Raw genomic sequence first — 15,816 nt, forward strand, 5'->3', positions numbered from 1 at the left:
CATATAACTACTATCAAGAATTAACATTCATCATTAAAACGCCCGAATAAAAGCGACTCATTGAGTCGTTTTATTTTATGGGCTTAGTTTGCCTAAAATATACATGTCGTTACATAAAATCTGTGGCGTATTTAAAAAATTTTAGTTAACTGCTTTTGCATAGTTTTTCATCAATGTAGAATAGCTTTTCAATAAATATTGTTTATTGATAGAGATTTTTACAATGCCACACGCCCAAACACAGATAGCTTCATCACATTCCCACCACGCGATCTCATGCAATCACTGTGACTATCATGTCACGAATATACAGCCTCAAGCTTATGTTATTGATCCTAATGGTAAGCGAATTAGCACTGACTCTATTAGCCAAAGTATGGCAGCTTTATATGGTATTAATCAGCAGGTTGTTGAAGCTGTAATGACAGGGAAAAATGAAGATGATAATGCCAAAGCATTACATCAAATGGTACTGGCGCTCAGTGGAAAGCTCTATCGCCATAACTGCCAACAGTGTGCAAACCAATTTTCGCTCAATCCTCAAAAAGACAACCATGCTTGTCCACACTGCTGGTCTCAAAATATTGTGAAAATGAGCGGTGGTGAACAATGTCCAAAGTGCCAACAAGGTGAATTAAATTAGATCATTGAACGAATAAATACATACTAAGGCGTAGCCAAAACTCAGCATTTTGGTTACCCAACTCCCTTTCCTTTGTCACCCCCCTTTCCCCGCCTTCTGCAGCAGTGTATAACAACTAACGAAGTGAGCTATGTGGGGTAAATAATGGAAAGTAAAAGCAAAGATATTAACTGGCGAGGCGTCGATCTCAACCTACTTGTTGCTTTTTCAGCACTAATGGAAACACGTAGCGTGACAAAAGCAGCCGCCAAGTTATCGATTGGTCAATCAGCAATGAGTCACAATTTATCTCGGCTTCGTTTATTGCTGAACGACCCACTGTTTGAGCGCCAAGGGCATCAAATGATCGCGACTCAACGTGCGATTGAACTGTCATCAACCATTGAAAATATCCTAAACCTTGTAATGACGCAGGTTTTACGACCAGATGACTTTGATTCGCAGCATTATCAAGGCACGTTTCGTATCGGCTTAACCGACTACGCTGAATTACTGTTTGCTCCAGCCCTGTTTGACGCCATTTCACGACAGGCACCTAAATGCCAACTCAGCTTTTGCAATGTCGATAGGCATAACTACATCAACAGCTTCAACGATAAAAACCTCGATGTGGTGATTGGCTCCATGACTGATTTGCCCAAAGAACTTGAAAGCCAATATTTATACACCGAAGATCATGTGTGCTTATTCGATCAATCGGCTACTGGCTTAACAATACCTGTCAGCTTGGCACGCTACATCATTACACCGCAAGCATTGGTATCACCTGATGGAAAGCTCGCAAGCCCTATTGATAACCAATTACAAGAACAAGGCTTTAAACGTCATATCGCATTAGGATCGAGTAATTTCCTGACGATTAGACACCTTTTAAAAGATCGTAACCTATTGTGTGTGGTATCACGATTAATGGCCAAAATTGATATTTTTAATGACAACCTAACCCAGTGCAAGCCCCCTGTTGATATTCCTGATTTTCATATCAACATGCTGTGGTTACGTCGAAATAGCACCCATCAAAGAATGGAATGGTTACGCCAGATTGTGAGTGAAACCGTGACTGAACGCGTCGCGTCCCTGCGAGGGAAAAGTGAAGCAAGATGACGCGGTGAGGTAAATACAATATAGATTGGGCAACTTGGCACAAGCTCTGTATTGAATAAATTTAACAGCCAGAGAGGCGATATCAACAGTGCCTCTCTTCTGCTTGTATGTGCTTAAGAAACAACATGTACTTAAGCAGACATGCTAATTACTATTTAACACTCGGTTCTTGAATTTGATAAAGCTTATGTGTGTCGCAAGGCTCATCACAATCACATTCTTTATCTACACCCACGTTTGCTAAACCACCACAGCTTCCACTGATCGTTTTCTTTTTCACTACCCAGCCAATAGCCATCGCAGCAATCACTAACAAGAAAACAGCCATCGTTAATGCAAATGTCATAACGTAAACCCTCCTATCTTAGTTAGACCTTGGATTGTTGATTTTCTATTCATCGTGGTGCCAATTTTTATCGGTACAGGCTTCTTCTTGCCAGCACATCCGCAGCCACAATCGCCTTTATCTCGCTTGCATGGCCGACCTTGTTCTGCTGTTGTCAGGGCTTCTTTTTCTACTTTCCCCGTCATAACAGCATCAATAGAGCTACGCTGAGGCACTTTTGTGACACTGAAGCCCGCATTCAGTAAACGACCTAAAGAGCGTTGACCAACATTGCCTAGCACAATTTCTTTAACGCCTAATTCACTCAGTTGACGTTGAATAACTTTCTTATGCTTACAACCTAACTCTTTACTGCCTGTATTTTCAATGCGCTCTATAAATTGTCCTTGCAAGTCATAAACCATAAAGGCAGCGGCTTTACCAAAGTGCCCTGCAACTTGAGAGCGAAGAGTGATTGCTATTGCGATACACATATCAGTGTTCCTCTGTTTCAGTCTCAACGATTGCTACGTTTTTAGGCTGAGTGATAGATGATGACAAAACTTTTTTTGCCTGACGTTGCGTGTGAGGTAAATGCGTACTTTGCAAATCAAGCGCTTGCCCCGTCACTAAAGCTTGTGCCACTTTTTGACGAGCACGAGACACAATACTACCCAACGTCTGGCGAGATACCCCTAACTCGTGAGCTGCCGCCAATTGCTGCATCCCATTCATATCAACCAAACGCAGTGCCTCCAACTCATCATCAGCCAAAACTATTGAGCTCAGTTCAGTCATTGGAATGCCGTTAGGCTTAAAGCATGAATATGCTGGGCGGCAATTAATTTTTCGCTGGATCTTGGGTCTACCCATAAGCCCCTCACTTTGATTTGAAATATACCGACATTCATTATTGGCGTATGCCAGAAATTATGTATTGATCCAACACAGCTAAATACAAAAAATAATAGCGATTATTTGAAAATTGAGTTTCAGAAGAAAATGCTGTGAACCATGACGAGGTGACTGCGGAATCACATAATAAGAGACATACTGAAGAGGTATAGCGAATCAAGCTGGTATCATAATATGCAGCAAAAAACGCATAAAACCATATAAAACAGCTACTAAAAACACCTAAACACCCAATTAGAGCGTCATTAAATTAAATCTAACAAGCTATATCCAGAAGCAACCATCAGCATATTATGCTAAAAGCAAATATTGGTGACTAATGATGGTCTGCTCAATTTAATTTAACATTATTATTATGCTGATAAAGTCACATCTTTGTCATGCAAATAGTTTTATAATACGCACCGTTGAAAAACGAATTCAAGGTTGAATTTTATATGCGCATGTTCAAACGCTACCTGCCTAAGCTTATCGCTAAGCATGTAAGCCGTTTATTTAGTGGAAGAATATATATTGATGGCCGAGGAGGCTATCAGTTCGACAAAGGAATGTTACTTGTGCCAGTAAAAGCCCAAGAGCGACATTATAAAACCGTGAACGAGGTTAATTTCGAGATCAAACGCTTAAAAGAAATTTATTAATGACACTGTTCATTATCTTATTCTAAAAAGCCCACCGAGTACTTATGAGTCATAAGCTACTTTGGTGGGCTTTTTTACTTTTTAGCGCAGAATCATTATGGCTCTTATCGACTCAACTATTCAGTCTCATCGATGAGGCTTTGATAACCTTCAGGATCAAGCAAATCATCAAATTCGCCGTCATCTTCCGCTTTAATTTGAAATAACCAGCCATCACCATATGGATCACTGTTTACCAATTCTGGGGAATCACTCAGTTCTTCATTCACAGCAACCACGACTCCAGTAAGCGGAGCATAAATATCAGATGCTGCTTTCACCGATTCGGCAACAGCACAGTCTTCACCCACTTCGGTATCAGAATCAACGTCTGGAACATCAATAAAAACCATATCACCTAACAGTGCCTGCGCGTGGTCAGTAATACCGACAGTATAGATACCGTCACCTTCAGAACGCACCCATTCGTGGGTGTTAGAGAATCTCAATTCAGAGGGAACATAACTCATGGTGTAACTTCCTTATGAAATGGCTGCTTATACTCGTATAAGGTTCGATTGAAGCAGATGATGAAAACACATAAAACAATGCCAAATCAGATAGCTTGCATGAAATGCAGGTTACCGTATTAGCGCTAGCGCACACGACATTGATTTCTTGTATTTACTGTAGGAGAAAAAAACAATTTTGTGATCACTTTATGTTTTAAATTATCAAAAACAAAAAAGACCACCTCTATTGAAGTAGTCTTTTTATAATCACATCAAGTCTGTATGTCGAAAAACAGTAATATTTAGTGTTTAGCAAGATCCGGTAATTCACCCGATAACCCTAAAGCACGGCGCATAAATTCATCTTTGATACCCGGCGCTTTATCGGCAAATAACATGCCTAAGTCACGCACTAATTTCTTAGCCGGATGACTGCCGTCGAATAAATCACGGAAGCCCTGCATTGTGGTGATCATCTTCGCTGCTTCTGCTTTACGCCAGCGTTCATAATGGCGAAGATTACTCTTCTGACCAATATCTTGTTCTTTCTGCCATAACACTTTTAGTTCTTGCGCCAAGCTCGCAGCATCTAACAAGCCGAGGTTGACTCCCTGACCCGCTAAGGGATGGATCGTATGAGCGGCATCGCCGACTAATGCAACACGTTCACGTACAAAGTCACGGGCATACCGCATCTTTAATGGAAATGCTTGACGCACCCCTTCAACCTTACATAAACCTAAACGGTTATCGAATGCCGCTGTCAGTGATTTATTAAATTCACTATCAGACAACCCACACAACTGTTCTGCTTCTTCTGGTGCTACCGACCATACGATAGAACACAAATCGCTTTCAGCCAGCGGCAAGAAAGCTAGCGGTCCTTGTGGACGAAAAACCTGACGAGCAGTTTTATCATGAGCTTCAGCACAACGAATATTGGCAACAATAGCACTGTGCCCATAATCCCAATGTGTTAGTGGAATATCTAACTGACGACGCACCCATGAGTTAGCACCATCAGCCCCCACCACTAATTTTGCCGTTAAGCTCTTACCCGACTCCATCGTTAACCATGCTTCGCTTTCACCAAAAGCAATATTTTGACATCGTTCTGGGGCCATTAAGGTCACATTATTAAGCTGTTTGATACGATCGAGCAACGCAAGTTGAATAACGCGGTTTTCAACGATATGGCCTAAATCAGGCTGTGATAACCTTTCGGCATCGAATTGAATCTTGGCAAAGCTATCTTGCTCCCATACTTCCATTCGGTTGTACGGGCTGAATCGACGAGACTCTATACCTTGCCAAGCGCCTACTCTACGTAAAATACGTTCACTCGCGCGGCTTAAGGCTGACACACGTACATCCGGCAATAAAGCCAATTCAGGATCAGGTAGTTGTCCTTCAATAACAGCAACACGCAATTCCGTTTCAGCTAATGCAGCTGCCAGAGTTAAACCCACCATACCGCCACCAATAATGGCAACATCAACACTCTGCATCATGATTATCGTTCTACCTGTCCCATTGCACGCCTTAACAGCGGTGCTTTTAACGTATCAAAAAGATTCATAGCCATAAGCCCCGTGTTTCGACCAGCAACAAGAGGAAAACTATCATTCGCAAATACACTCACTAACCCTGCCGTCATCAATACAGTTGCTTGGCGATCAGGTATTCGACGTTGTCGATAACGGCTCAACACCGCCGCCTCACCAACATCTTCGTCTTGCTCAAAACTATTAACCACCTCTTCGGCTAATGTCATGACATCACGCAAGCCTAAATTAAAGCCTTGCCCTGCAATCGGATGTAATGTCTGTGCGGCATTACCCACCACAGCCACACGGTGAGACGTTAACACTTCAGACTGGCGAAGTAATAACGGGTATGCAGCACGCTTACCTGTTTTAACGAGTTCACCCAAACGCCAACCAAACGTACTTTGTAATTCTGCTAAAAAGTGAGCGTCATCCCAGCTCATCACCGTTGATTGATATTCGGGCTTAATACACCATACCAATGAGCTCCGCCCTTCCGACATTGGCAATAACGCCACTGGGCCATAGGGCGTAAAACGCTCAAAAGCACGCCCTTGGTGTGCTTGTGCTGTGGTAATGTTGGCAATAATCGCGACTTGCTCAAAGTCATGCTCACGTCGCCCAATCCCTAAGAGATCACAGCAACTCGAGAGTGCACCATCAGCAGTCACTAATAATTTCGTTTGGATCTGCTCGCCAGAATCAAGACAAAGCGTCACATTTTGCTGAGTACGAGAAATATCAACAATCGAATCAGGGCAATATAGTGCTACATTATCTAAATCCTTTAGCTGCTGGTGAAACAACCCTCCAGCATCAGCTAGTTCAATGACATAGCCTAGCGCATCAACTGCTTGTTCTTCTGCATCGAGCCGTACAATACCGGCATGACCACGATCAGAAACATGAATGTGAGCGATAGGCGTAGCAACCGATGATAGCGTAGACCAAATACCAATTTTACTCAGTAAGCGGCTCGAGCCAAATGACACTGCAATACTACGCGCATCATAACCTGGGTGTTGGTCTATATTCGGTGTAACAGCTTCAACTACAGCAACACGTAATTGACGTTTAACGTCTCGTTCGCTACTAAGCTTGTTCAGTGCAATAGCAAGTGTCGCCCCCGCCATTGCCCCACCAGCAATCACTACATCATACTGCTTCACATTCACTCCCTTAATTCACGCTATGGCTCTTCGCTATTGATGAATCTTCACTATTTATGAACCTAGTTATTTATGAAGCTAGCTATTAATGTACTGTCGGTTTGTCATCTTGTTCTTTTTGAGCGATATCTTCAGGTGTACCAGCAACCGTTGGCAGTTCAACAGAACTTGGGCGTTCACCTAACTCAACTAAACAGGTCAAAACACACATAGGTACATGTTCAAGTACTTGCTCGAAAAATTCGGCTTGCTCGGCTAAGTCTTCATCTTCATCAATGCCCAGCAAAGCAATTTCTTGTAACTCTGCCAGTACTTCATTCACTTCAGCTGAGAACTGCGTTTTATCTAACCCCATTAAACCTAAACCAGAAATAAAACTGCTAACCCATTCTGTTAGGGCTTCAGCGCGATCAACCAGATCAGTGTTCTCATCAGGGATCAGCAAAGTGAAGCTAAAGATGTTGTTCGTTAATTCAGATGCAGTCGAGGTAAAGACCGTGTGTGCCATACCGCTCAGTTCAGCGGTCGCTGCATCAAATACAGTACGTACAACGCCTTTAGCGCCATCAAGCAAGGGCTTGCCTTCATTAGCATAATCAGCAACAGGGCCTAACCAGTTATCGTCTTCTACGTTCAGACCGCCAGAAATCATTCCCGTCAGCAAACCATGAAGTTCTGATGGTGACACAGAAAAACCGTGTGTTTTTAATTCACTTTCAATCGCTTCAAAGGTGGGTAACTTCACTTCGTTCATGCGGCTTTTTACCTTATGTTCATTGGCGTCATCTATATTATGGTATGCTACCACTTAGCCTTAAAACAGGCTAATACCCTTTATGTAAACCATCGACCATGTTTGTTGTTGTATTAGTTTGCAGCAGACTGGTTAATATCTGAATAGTTGACCTATATTCATCATAAAGCGTGATTAACAAGCTTGCATGTTGAAAGGGCTTTTTTTATATTGACCACCTATCGCAAGCAAAATGTTGACGTTACAGCATTTTGGCACGGAGCAGATTAGAATTTTATGAGTACTCAGGCAGTTGAAATTGAAGTTTTGGGCCGAAAGTTAAAGGTTAACTGTCCAGCAGGTCAGGAAGATGCATTGCGTGAAGCAGCAGCAGATTTTGACCAACGTCTAAAAGATATGTCTGAGCGCACTAAAGTGACAAATACCGAGCAACTTTTAATGTTTGCTGGATTGAATGTGTGCAATGAAATGCATTCAGAAAGAAAAGAACAGAAAGGCAACGCTTCTAATTTTTCAAATAGAATCAACCTATTAGCAGAAACTTTAGATAAAGCTTTGCAAAATCAACCAAAGCGTTGATAATGAATTGACCCTAGGGTGTACGTCAGTGTGTCAACGTCCCCGAGCCGATAAGCAAATAACCCGGATCAGCTTTTATTAGCTATTGTGCAAGCTCAGCTAGACTGAGAAGCCTGCGGCTAATGTTGCTGAACCACCTTGAACATCTGGTTCAAGGGCCTAGATGCGCAACGGCACCTTGGGGCATACCGCCTTTTACTATGAGCAACGATCTGAGTGTCTTTACTCTTATCTGATTTTACCCTCTAGCATCGAACAACCTCAGTCATTGGATGACCCATGAGTTCACCTGTTCAGCAACCAGCATCACCTCGGCAGCAGATACGCCAGCACATTCGGCAAGCTCGCCGTGCATTATCCAAAGATGAGCAGCACACAGCAAGCCAACAGCTTTTGTCGCAATTCAAACAATTGTCTTATATATCTTCAGCACAACACATCGCTTTATATCTTGCTAACGACGGCGAAATAGATACGCTCCCGTTAATACAGTGGTTATGGCAACAAGAAAAATCCGTCTACTTACCGGTACTCCACCCTTTCAGCCAAGGGCATTTATTGTTTTTGCATTACACCGCTCAAACTCACATGACGACGAATAAATACCAGATTAAAGAACCCGTGCTCGATGTCCGCCTTGTAAAGCCAGTTCCTGAACTTAATATTATTTTTACCCCTTTGGTCGCATTCGATAAAACAGGTCAACGACTAGGCATGGGCGGAGGATATTATGATCGTACACTTTCTTCTTGGCATAACCACAAAACGGGACCTCGCCCTATTGGCTTGGCACACAATTGCCAACAGGTAAATAGCCTGCCTCATGAAGCATGGGATGTCCCCTTACCTGACATCATTACGCCATCGGGCCATTTTAATTGGTAACCGTTTCCTCCAAATCTGTCGGAAAAATCATCACAAACAAGAATTAGCTGCCCTTCTCTCAGAGTAAAAAGCTTACACAACGCAAACGTTTGGCTTTTTATGTGCCACAACTGAACCGCTAAACATTTGTTATTCATAGATTTATGCTTTTTGTTTTTAAAAACAAAGATCTCAGTCAAAAAAATCTCCTGACGAGCCATATACTCTTCGCTATAATCAGCGCTCTGATTGGATCAGATAACTGTTCAGTTTGGTATTACTAGGAGAAAGGCATGACACAAGATGAAATGAAGAAAGCTGCTGGCTGGGCTGCACTGGAATACGTGACTAAAGGTAGCATTGTGGGTGTGGGTACAGGCTCAACTGTTAATCACTTCATCGATGCACTAGAAACACGTAAAGAAGAAATCAAAGGTGCTGTTTCAAGTTCTGTTGCGTCTACTGAACGTCTAGAAAAGCTGGGCATTACTGTATTTGATGCAAACGAAGTTGCTGGGTTAGATATCTATGTCGATGGCGCTGATGAAATCAACGCTGAATACGACATGATCAAAGGTGGCGGTGCCGCTTTAACGCGTGAAAAAATCGTAGCAGCCATTTCTGATAAGTTCATTTGTATTGTTGATGACACTAAACAAGTCGATGTTTTAGGTCAGTTCCCATTACCAGTTGAAGTCATTCCAATGGCTCGTTCTTTCATTGGTCGCGAACTTGTTAAGCTTGGCGGTGATCCTGAATACCGTGAAGGTGTGGTTACTGATAACGGTAATATCATCATTGATGTGCACAACATGGCGATCACTGATGCAAAAGACATGGAAAAGAAAATCAATGCCCTGCCTGGCGTTGTAACTGTGGGTCTATTTGCTGCCCGTGGCGCTGACGTTCTATTGGTTGGTGCACCTGAAGGTGTAAGAAAATTTGAAAAATAATTGCGCGTAACTCAGCACTAACGTTATTTCCTTACAAAACGGCATAATATATGCCGTTTTTTATTATCTATTTCGTAATATTCTTACCCTTATTGCTCATTTTTTGATACTTTAATAAACAGTATGTAGCACTTTTTTGAGTGTAAGCTCAAGCTACTGGTGTGCAGGAAAGGGATATCCGCAACCGCTATAGGCCACAATTCCCTTTCACTTAATCAGTACGCTTTGATCCCTTACTCATGTTTTTAAGGAAGAGAACCAATGGCTAAAGTTTCACTGGATAAAGAAAAGATTAAAGTTCTTTTATTAGAAGGTTTACACCCTTCTAGTTTAGAGGTTTTACAGCAAGCCGGTTATACCAATATTGAGTACCATAAAGGCTCACTTGCAGGTGAAGAGCTGCTTGAAGCGATCAAAGATGCACATTTCGTTGGTATTCGTTCCCGTACTCAGCTTACTGAAGAAGTCTTTAACGCTGCCAAAAAACTTACTGCTGTTGGTTGTTTCTGTATTGGTACAAACCAAGTTGACCTGACTGCTGCCAGCAAGCATGGTATCCCTGTCTTTAATGCCCCATTTTCTAATACACGAAGTGTTGCTGAGTTAGTACTTGGTGAAATACTTCTACTTGTTCGTGGTATTCCAGAAAAAAATGCCAAAGCACACCGTGGTGAATGGCTGAAATCAGCAGATAATTCTTTCGAAGCACGTGGTAAGCGTCTAGGTATCGTGGGTTATGGTCATATTGGTACTCAGCTGGGTATTTTGGCTGAAAACCTTGGTATGCGAGTGTACTACTACGATATTGAAAATAAGCTATCACTGGGTAATGCAACCCAAATTAGTACCATGTCTGAACTACTGAATAAGTGTGATGTAATCAGCTTACATGTACCTGAAACACCTGATACACAAGATATGATGGGCGCAGAAGAGTTTGCACGTATGAAGCCAGGTTCAATTTTCATTAACGCAGCCCGTGGTACGGTTGTTGATATTGATGCTTTATGTGGTGCACTAGAAAGTAAACACCTCGCTGGCGCCGCTATTGATGTATTCCCGACCGAACCAAAGACCAACAGCGATCCATTTTATTCGCCACTAGCCCAATTCGATAATGTTCTGCTTACACCGCACATTGGTGGTTCAACTCAAGAGGCACAAGAAAATATCGGTGTTGAAGTTGCAGGTAAGATTGTGAAGTACTCAGATAATGGTTCTACCTTGTCTGCTGTTGGCTTCCCTGAAGTATCATTACCTGAGCACCGTGATTGTTCTCGTTTGTTACATATTCACGAAAACCGTCCGGGTATTTTGAACCAAATAACGACTATTTTTGCATCTGAAGGAATCAACATTGCTGCTCAATACCTACAAACTGGTGCTGAGGTTGGTTATGTGGTTATTGATGTTGAAATTGAACGAGCAGAAGAAGCACTAGAAAAGTTAAAAGCGATCGAAGGGACTATTCGTGCACGTATTTTGCACTAAGTTCTGAGTAAATAGATATCTGCTGATATTCTAATTTCAGGATAATCAGACACTAAAAAGGAGAACGTCGAGTTCTCCTTTTTATTTATACCAATCTGGATAAGTAAATAGTCATAAATTTGCGCAAGAATGAACAGGTACTTATTTAGGTTAGTATTATATATTACTCTTCTAGCCTAAAGACCACTTCAACACGATCTCGAATGGTGATCTGAGAATCTTGATAAGACGCTTCAGTATTCGCTCCAGAATCCATCGCCATTGCACGCATCATCACAGGGCGTACCATTGATGGCTGGTAGTTAATCTTCCATACCCCATCAATTTTTTCACCAAAGCCCGCAGCCAAGGATTTCGCTTTCGCTTGCGCATCTTTAATTGCCGCAAGGCGTGCTTGTTCAGCAAACTCTGCTTCATTACTCACTTTAAGCTGAATATTATTGATCCCATTAATACCATCACCTAATGCACCGTCTAGATAAGTATTAAGATTTTCTAATTTTTTCACTGTCACGGTTACATTGCGGCTAGCACGGTAACCCGTTAATTCAGGCTTTTGATCTTTCGGGTAATGATATTGTGGGTTAAGGCGAATGTTAGCACTTTCAATATCACTACGTTCTACACCCGCTTTCTTTAAGCGCTCATTAAATGCTGTTACCGCTTTATCTACCGCTTGTTTGGCTTCTTTGGCGGTTGGACGTATTTCTGTTACTTCAACAGAAAACACAGCTATATCAGGTTGAGCAATCACTTCACCGACACCTGTTGTTTCAAGGTGTGGAAAACTGACATCAGCAGCCATCGCGCCTGCAGAAATGAATGAACTCGTGCCTAAAACAACTGCCAGTAAATGCTTCTTCATTCTGATTTCCTATTGATTAATTTACGTTTCAATTATTTGTTCTTATGTATTCGACAACAAGATAACTAAAAAAATCCCGGCAGTTCCTATTTTTATGCACGTTGTTTTATTTGTAAATTAGTGTCAATACAATCGCTTAAAAATAGAGCTAAGTAGCCAACCATACCTCAAAATAAATATGTCACTATTGCGGTAAAACCTGTCGAGCATACTGAATTAAACGTTCTGATAATTCGGTTAACACACCGCTTTCTAATGCCCAATGATGCCAATACAAGTTACGCACCAAAGAAAGCTCAGGTGTAACATTAACGAGATCTCCGCGATCAAGCTCTCTCTGGATCTGCACTTCTGGGATCAAGCAATATGCGATCCCTTCCGTGGCGATCCGCACAAATGCTTCAGAGGATCTTACTGTGTGTTTCATCACGCTACCGATAGGTAAATTAAAATATTGCTGCACAAACACTTCATGCATATCATCATGATGATCAAACACAACCCCAGGGGCTGATACTAAGTTAGTCTGGGTAACCCCATTCGAAAAATATTTTTGCTGAAAATCTGGACTTGCGACACATAAGTAATTCATTCGTCCAAGATAATCAGCCACACATCCTGGTATTACCCCTGCCTCCATACTGATCGCCCCAACAACTTCCCCACTACGCAACTTATCTAAGGTACGAGCTTCATCTTCGACCAATAAGTTCAGTTCGATAAAGCGCGATTTTAATAGTGGGCTTAATGCTGGTAACAACCATGTTGCCAAACTATCGGCATTTGTCGCCAATGCAACCGATAGTGGTTGGCTAATATCATCTGGTGTGATTTCTGGCAGGACTTCTTGCTCTAATAACCTTACTCGGCGATATAAACCCAATAGCTTCTGCCCTGCCGCCGTCGGTCTGGGTGGTTGCTCTCTGACTAACAGAGGTTGTGCCATCAGCTTCTCAAGTTGCTTAATCCGCTGAGACACTGCCGATTGGGTAATACATAACTTCTCTGCTGCTCGTTCAAAGCCACGCTGGGCGATCACAGCATCCAACGCTGCTACCCAACGATAATCGACTCCTCGCATAGCCATCGCTCCTTTTTAATATCATGACTCAACATCAAAACTATTACATTAGAAACTCTAATAATCCATAAGTTTTATTAGTTGTACTTAACATAAAGCCAGAGAGTAAACTTTCACCATCAAATATTTCTCAACGATACAATTTAAAGGCAACCTAATATGAATGTTTGGGTTTTATTGCAAGGGTTTGGATTAGGCGCAAGCATGATCATTCCAATAGGTGCACAGAATGCTTATGTACTAAATCAGGGGATTAAACGTAATCATCATTTAACAACGGCGACAATTTGCAGTGTATGTGATGTGCTGTTTATTAGCTTAGGGATATTTGGCGGTGGTGCGCTGTTAGCAAGTAATGAAGTCTTACTTTTTACTGTCACCATTGGCGGTATTTTGTTTTTACTCTTTTATGGCTGCATGTCTTTAAAAAGTGCACGACAAAATACACAACCAGAACAACAACACACGCAAACAATTCCCCATGGTCGCCGTGCCGTTATTCTTGGCGCATTAGCCGTTACGGTATTAAACCCACATTTATATTTAGATACTGTTGTTATTCTGGGTTCTATTGGCGGGCAGTTCGAAGGCAGTGATCGTATCGCGTTTGCAGTTGGTACTATCTTAGCGTCTTTCGTATGGTTTTATAGCTTATCTGTGGGTGCTGCAAAATTAGCCCCTACACTGTCAAAACCTAAGGTAAAAGCAGGTATTGATATTGCAGTTGCAGCCATGATGTTTTTCATCGCAGGGCACTTGATTACAGAATTATGGAGTAACTATGTCATTAAGTAATGAGCTAGTAGAAGCTAGTTCACCAAATAAAATAGATCAAATTTATCAAATAAATATCGATTTGTTCACGCAAGCAGGTGTGCACTATCAAGAGTGGCAACACGAACCGATTCTGGACTTCGATACCGATCAGCGTATCAGTGATGAGCTAGGTATCACCGCAGCCCCCACAAAAAGTTTATTCATGAAACTAAAAGGCGGTGGTCATTGTTTGTTGCTGACCCATCGCGACAACCGTCTTGACAGTAAACTGGTGAAATCATTAGTGGGTAAGCGCGTATCAATATGTAGCAATGAAGAAATGATTGCCGCGATTGGCTGTGAACCAGGTGCCGTATGTCCGTTTGGTTTGCCCGAACATGTCACACTGATTATAGATCCGGTACTGTATGGCTTTAATGAAATCATGTACACCCCAGGTAAGCCGACTTCTACATTTTCTTTTGCTGGCGCAAAACTAGATTCATTGCTGGCATTGTTACCGAATCCACAAATTCAGTTACCATCATCAGCCTGAAAATATATCATCGTTGTATTTAACCTGATTTTCCCAATAAAAATGGAGCCATTCGGCTCCATTTTTCTTTGCTCATCCTAAACTAGATTAACCTTCCAGCTTATTCAAATGCACATCCATTTGTGGAAATGGGATTCCGATTTCTTCTTTATCAAGCTCTTCTTTAATCGCTTGAAGAAGATCAAAATATACCGCCCAGTAATCACCTGTTTTAACCCACGGGCGAACCACAAAGTTAACTGATGAATCAGCTAATGCGACAACGCCAATAGTCGGAGCTGGATCTTTTAATACGCGGGGATCAGCCTCAACAACACGCGTCAGCACTTCTTTCGTTTTTTTCAAATCAGCGTTATAAGAAACACCAATCACGTAATCAATACGACGAGTCTCATGACGAGAGTAGTTAGTAATTGCACTACCAATTACTGCACCGTTGGGTACAACAACCATTTTATTATCAGGTGTTGTTAGAATAGTTTGGAAAATCTGGATTGATTCAACAGAACCCGCCACACCACCAATTTCCACATAGTCACCAGACTTAAATGGACGGAAGGCGACAATCAATACGCCAGCAGCAAAGTTAGATAACGACCCTTGCAGCGCTAAACCAATAGCTAAACCAGCGGCACCAATTACTGCAACCACAGAAGCCGTTTGAACACCTAAACGCCCTAAAGCTGCAATTAGAACAATGACGAATAACAAGTAACGAACCAATGAGTGTAAGAACTCAACAACGGCTTCGTCCATGTCTTTCTTACGCAGCATTTTCGCTACGCCATTGGCAATGGTTTTTACAATGATATTACCAATAAATAATATCAAGACTGCCGAAATAAGATTCACAGCATATTGCAGTAATAACTCTTGGTTATCAGCCACCCAATTACCAGCACTTAACATCGTTTCTGTTAATTCATTATCTGTAATTGTATCGACAACCTTGTCAGTAACGCTCTCAGTCATTATAAGTCTCTCTAATTATTAGTCCCGTAACCACCAACTATTATTTTTACGCAACGTATTCACAGATAAGTTGCGTAGAAGAGTCATAATATCGGGTCAAACTTGCCTAT

19 protein-coding genes and 1 other RNA gene are annotated in these 15,816 nt (G+C 41.9%); 10 read left to right on the plus strand and 10 right to left on the minus strand.

Features of this window, described 5'->3' with window-relative positions; genetic code table 11:
• Positions 1–223: 223 nt before the first annotated feature.
• Both C9J47_RS25920 and C9J47_RS25925 read left to right on the plus strand, forming a co-directional pair.
• Positions 224–643: a hypothetical protein gene (locus tag C9J47_RS25920; RefSeq protein WP_107256822.1), complete on the plus strand. Its 420-nt coding sequence runs from the start codon at positions 224–226 to the stop codon at positions 641–643.
• 144 nt (positions 644–787) lie between these two features.
• Positions 788–1,747, plus strand: a complete 960-nt coding sequence (locus tag C9J47_RS25925) for a LysR substrate-binding domain-containing protein (RefSeq protein WP_107256824.1) — start codon at positions 788–790, stop codon at positions 1,745–1,747.
• A 151-nt stretch (positions 1,748–1,898) separates the two neighbouring features.
• On the opposite strand, the gene nqrM is transcribed toward C9J47_RS25925, so the two are convergent.
• From nqrM to C9J47_RS25940, 3 genes are read right to left on the minus strand one after another with little or no spacing between them, the layout of a single operon-like run.
• Entirely contained in the window at positions 1,899–2,093 is a 195-nt protein-coding gene (gene nqrM, locus C9J47_RS25930) for a (Na+)-NQR maturation NqrM (RefSeq protein ID WP_107256826.1), read from the minus strand.
• Complete coding sequence (locus C9J47_RS25935; RefSeq protein WP_107256828.1) at positions 2,090–2,566, minus strand: NifB/NifX family molybdenum-iron cluster-binding protein; 477 nt, start codon at positions 2,564–2,566, stop codon at positions 2,090–2,092. The genes nqrM and C9J47_RS25935 overlap by 4 nt, the downstream gene beginning before the upstream one ends.
• 1 nt (position 2,567) lies before the next feature.
• Positions 2,568–2,945, minus strand: coding sequence for a DUF134 domain-containing protein (locus C9J47_RS25940; protein WP_107256830.1), 378 nt, complete (start codon positions 2,943–2,945; stop codon positions 2,568–2,570).
• 479 nt (positions 2,946–3,424) lie between these two features.
• On the opposite strand from C9J47_RS25940, the gene C9J47_RS25945 reads away from it, so the two are divergent.
• Positions 3,425–3,628, plus strand: coding sequence for a DUF1107 domain-containing protein (locus C9J47_RS25945; RefSeq protein ID WP_107256832.1), 204 nt, complete (start codon positions 3,425–3,427; stop codon positions 3,626–3,628).
• Between the two features lie 116 nt (positions 3,629–3,744).
• Here the strand turns inward: C9J47_RS25945 and gcvH are convergent, their stop codons facing one another.
• From gcvH to C9J47_RS25965, 4 genes are all read right to left on the minus strand, one after another.
• Positions 3,745–4,137: a glycine cleavage system protein GcvH gene (gene gcvH, locus C9J47_RS25950; RefSeq protein WP_006232550.1), complete on the minus strand. Its 393-nt coding sequence runs from the start codon at positions 4,135–4,137 to the stop codon at positions 3,745–3,747.
• Positions 4,138–4,421: 284 nt separating this feature from the next.
• Positions 4,422–5,630, minus strand: coding sequence for an FAD-dependent 2-octaprenylphenol hydroxylase (locus tag C9J47_RS25955; protein WP_211321793.1), 1,209 nt, complete (start codon positions 5,628–5,630; stop codon positions 4,422–4,424).
• A gap of 2 nt (positions 5,631–5,632) precedes the next feature.
• Positions 5,633–6,835 carry a 2-octaprenyl-6-methoxyphenyl hydroxylase gene (gene ubiH / locus C9J47_RS25960; protein WP_107256835.1) on the minus strand — a complete coding sequence of 401 codons (1,203 nt, stop codon included), beginning with the start codon at positions 6,833–6,835 and terminating at the stop codon, positions 5,633–5,635.
• Positions 6,836–6,920: 85 nt separating this feature from the next.
• Entirely contained in the window at positions 6,921–7,589 is a 669-nt protein-coding gene (locus C9J47_RS25965; RefSeq protein ID WP_107256838.1) for a YecA/YgfB family protein, read from the minus strand.
• A gap of 276 nt (positions 7,590–7,865) precedes the next feature.
• Here C9J47_RS25965 and zapA point away from each other — a divergent pair, with 276 nt between their 5' ends.
• The 5 genes from zapA (at position 7,866) to serA (ending at position 11,476) form a co-directional block, all read left to right on the plus strand.
• On the plus strand, positions 7,866–8,168 hold the full coding sequence (zapA, locus tag C9J47_RS25970) for a cell division protein ZapA (RefSeq protein ID WP_107256841.1): 303 nt from the start codon (positions 7,866–7,868) through the stop codon (positions 8,166–8,168).
• A 7-nt stretch (positions 8,169–8,175) separates the two neighbouring features.
• A non-coding RNA gene (ssrS, locus tag C9J47_RS25975) (6S RNA) lies at positions 8,176–8,357 on the plus strand.
• Positions 8,358–8,447: 90 nt separating this feature from the next.
• Positions 8,448–9,053: a 5-formyltetrahydrofolate cyclo-ligase gene (locus tag C9J47_RS25980; protein WP_107256843.1), complete on the plus strand. Its 606-nt coding sequence runs from the start codon at positions 8,448–8,450 to the stop codon at positions 9,051–9,053.
• Between the two features lie 272 nt (positions 9,054–9,325).
• Positions 9,326–9,985, plus strand: a complete 660-nt coding sequence (gene rpiA, locus C9J47_RS25985) for a ribose-5-phosphate isomerase RpiA (RefSeq protein WP_107256845.1) — start codon at positions 9,326–9,328, stop codon at positions 9,983–9,985.
• Between the two features lie 261 nt (positions 9,986–10,246).
• Positions 10,247–11,476 carry a phosphoglycerate dehydrogenase gene (serA, locus tag C9J47_RS25990; protein WP_107256847.1) on the plus strand — a complete coding sequence of 410 codons (1,230 nt, stop codon included), beginning with the start codon at positions 10,247–10,249 and terminating at the stop codon, positions 11,474–11,476.
• A 163-nt stretch (positions 11,477–11,639) separates the two neighbouring features.
• On the opposite strand, the gene C9J47_RS25995 is transcribed toward serA, so the two are convergent.
• Together C9J47_RS25995 and C9J47_RS26000 are read right to left on the minus strand one after the other, a co-directional pair.
• Positions 11,640–12,341, minus strand: a complete 702-nt coding sequence (locus C9J47_RS25995; protein WP_107256849.1) for an oxidative stress defense protein — start codon at positions 12,339–12,341, stop codon at positions 11,640–11,642.
• A gap of 184 nt (positions 12,342–12,525) precedes the next feature.
• Positions 12,526–13,422 carry a LysR family transcriptional regulator ArgP gene (locus C9J47_RS26000; protein ID WP_107256851.1) on the minus strand — a complete coding sequence of 299 codons (897 nt, stop codon included), beginning with the start codon at positions 13,420–13,422 and terminating at the stop codon, positions 12,526–12,528.
• A gap of 159 nt (positions 13,423–13,581) precedes the next feature.
• Here C9J47_RS26000 and C9J47_RS26005 point away from each other — a divergent pair, with 159 nt between their 5' ends.
• Together C9J47_RS26005 and C9J47_RS26010 are read left to right on the plus strand one after the other, a co-directional pair.
• Positions 13,582–14,217 (plus strand): LysE/ArgO family amino acid transporter, encoded by a 636-nt coding sequence (locus tag C9J47_RS26005; protein ID WP_107256853.1) that lies wholly within the window; start codon positions 13,582–13,584, stop codon positions 14,215–14,217.
• Entirely contained in the window at positions 14,204–14,734 is a 531-nt protein-coding gene (locus C9J47_RS26010) for a YbaK/EbsC family protein (RefSeq protein ID WP_107256855.1), read from the plus strand. Before C9J47_RS26005 ends, C9J47_RS26010 begins: the two co-directional genes overlap by 14 nt.
• Before the next feature lie 87 nt (positions 14,735–14,821).
• Here the strand turns inward: C9J47_RS26010 and mscS are convergent, their stop codons facing one another.
• Positions 14,822–15,706 (minus strand): small-conductance mechanosensitive channel MscS, encoded by an 885-nt coding sequence (mscS, locus tag C9J47_RS26015; RefSeq protein ID WP_107256857.1) that lies wholly within the window; start codon positions 15,704–15,706, stop codon positions 14,822–14,824.
• Positions 15,707–15,816 lie beyond the last annotated feature (110 nt).

Source organism: Photobacterium indicum (assembly GCF_003026215.1).
GTDB lineage: Bacteria > Pseudomonadota > Gammaproteobacteria > Enterobacterales > Vibrionaceae > Photobacterium > Photobacterium indicum.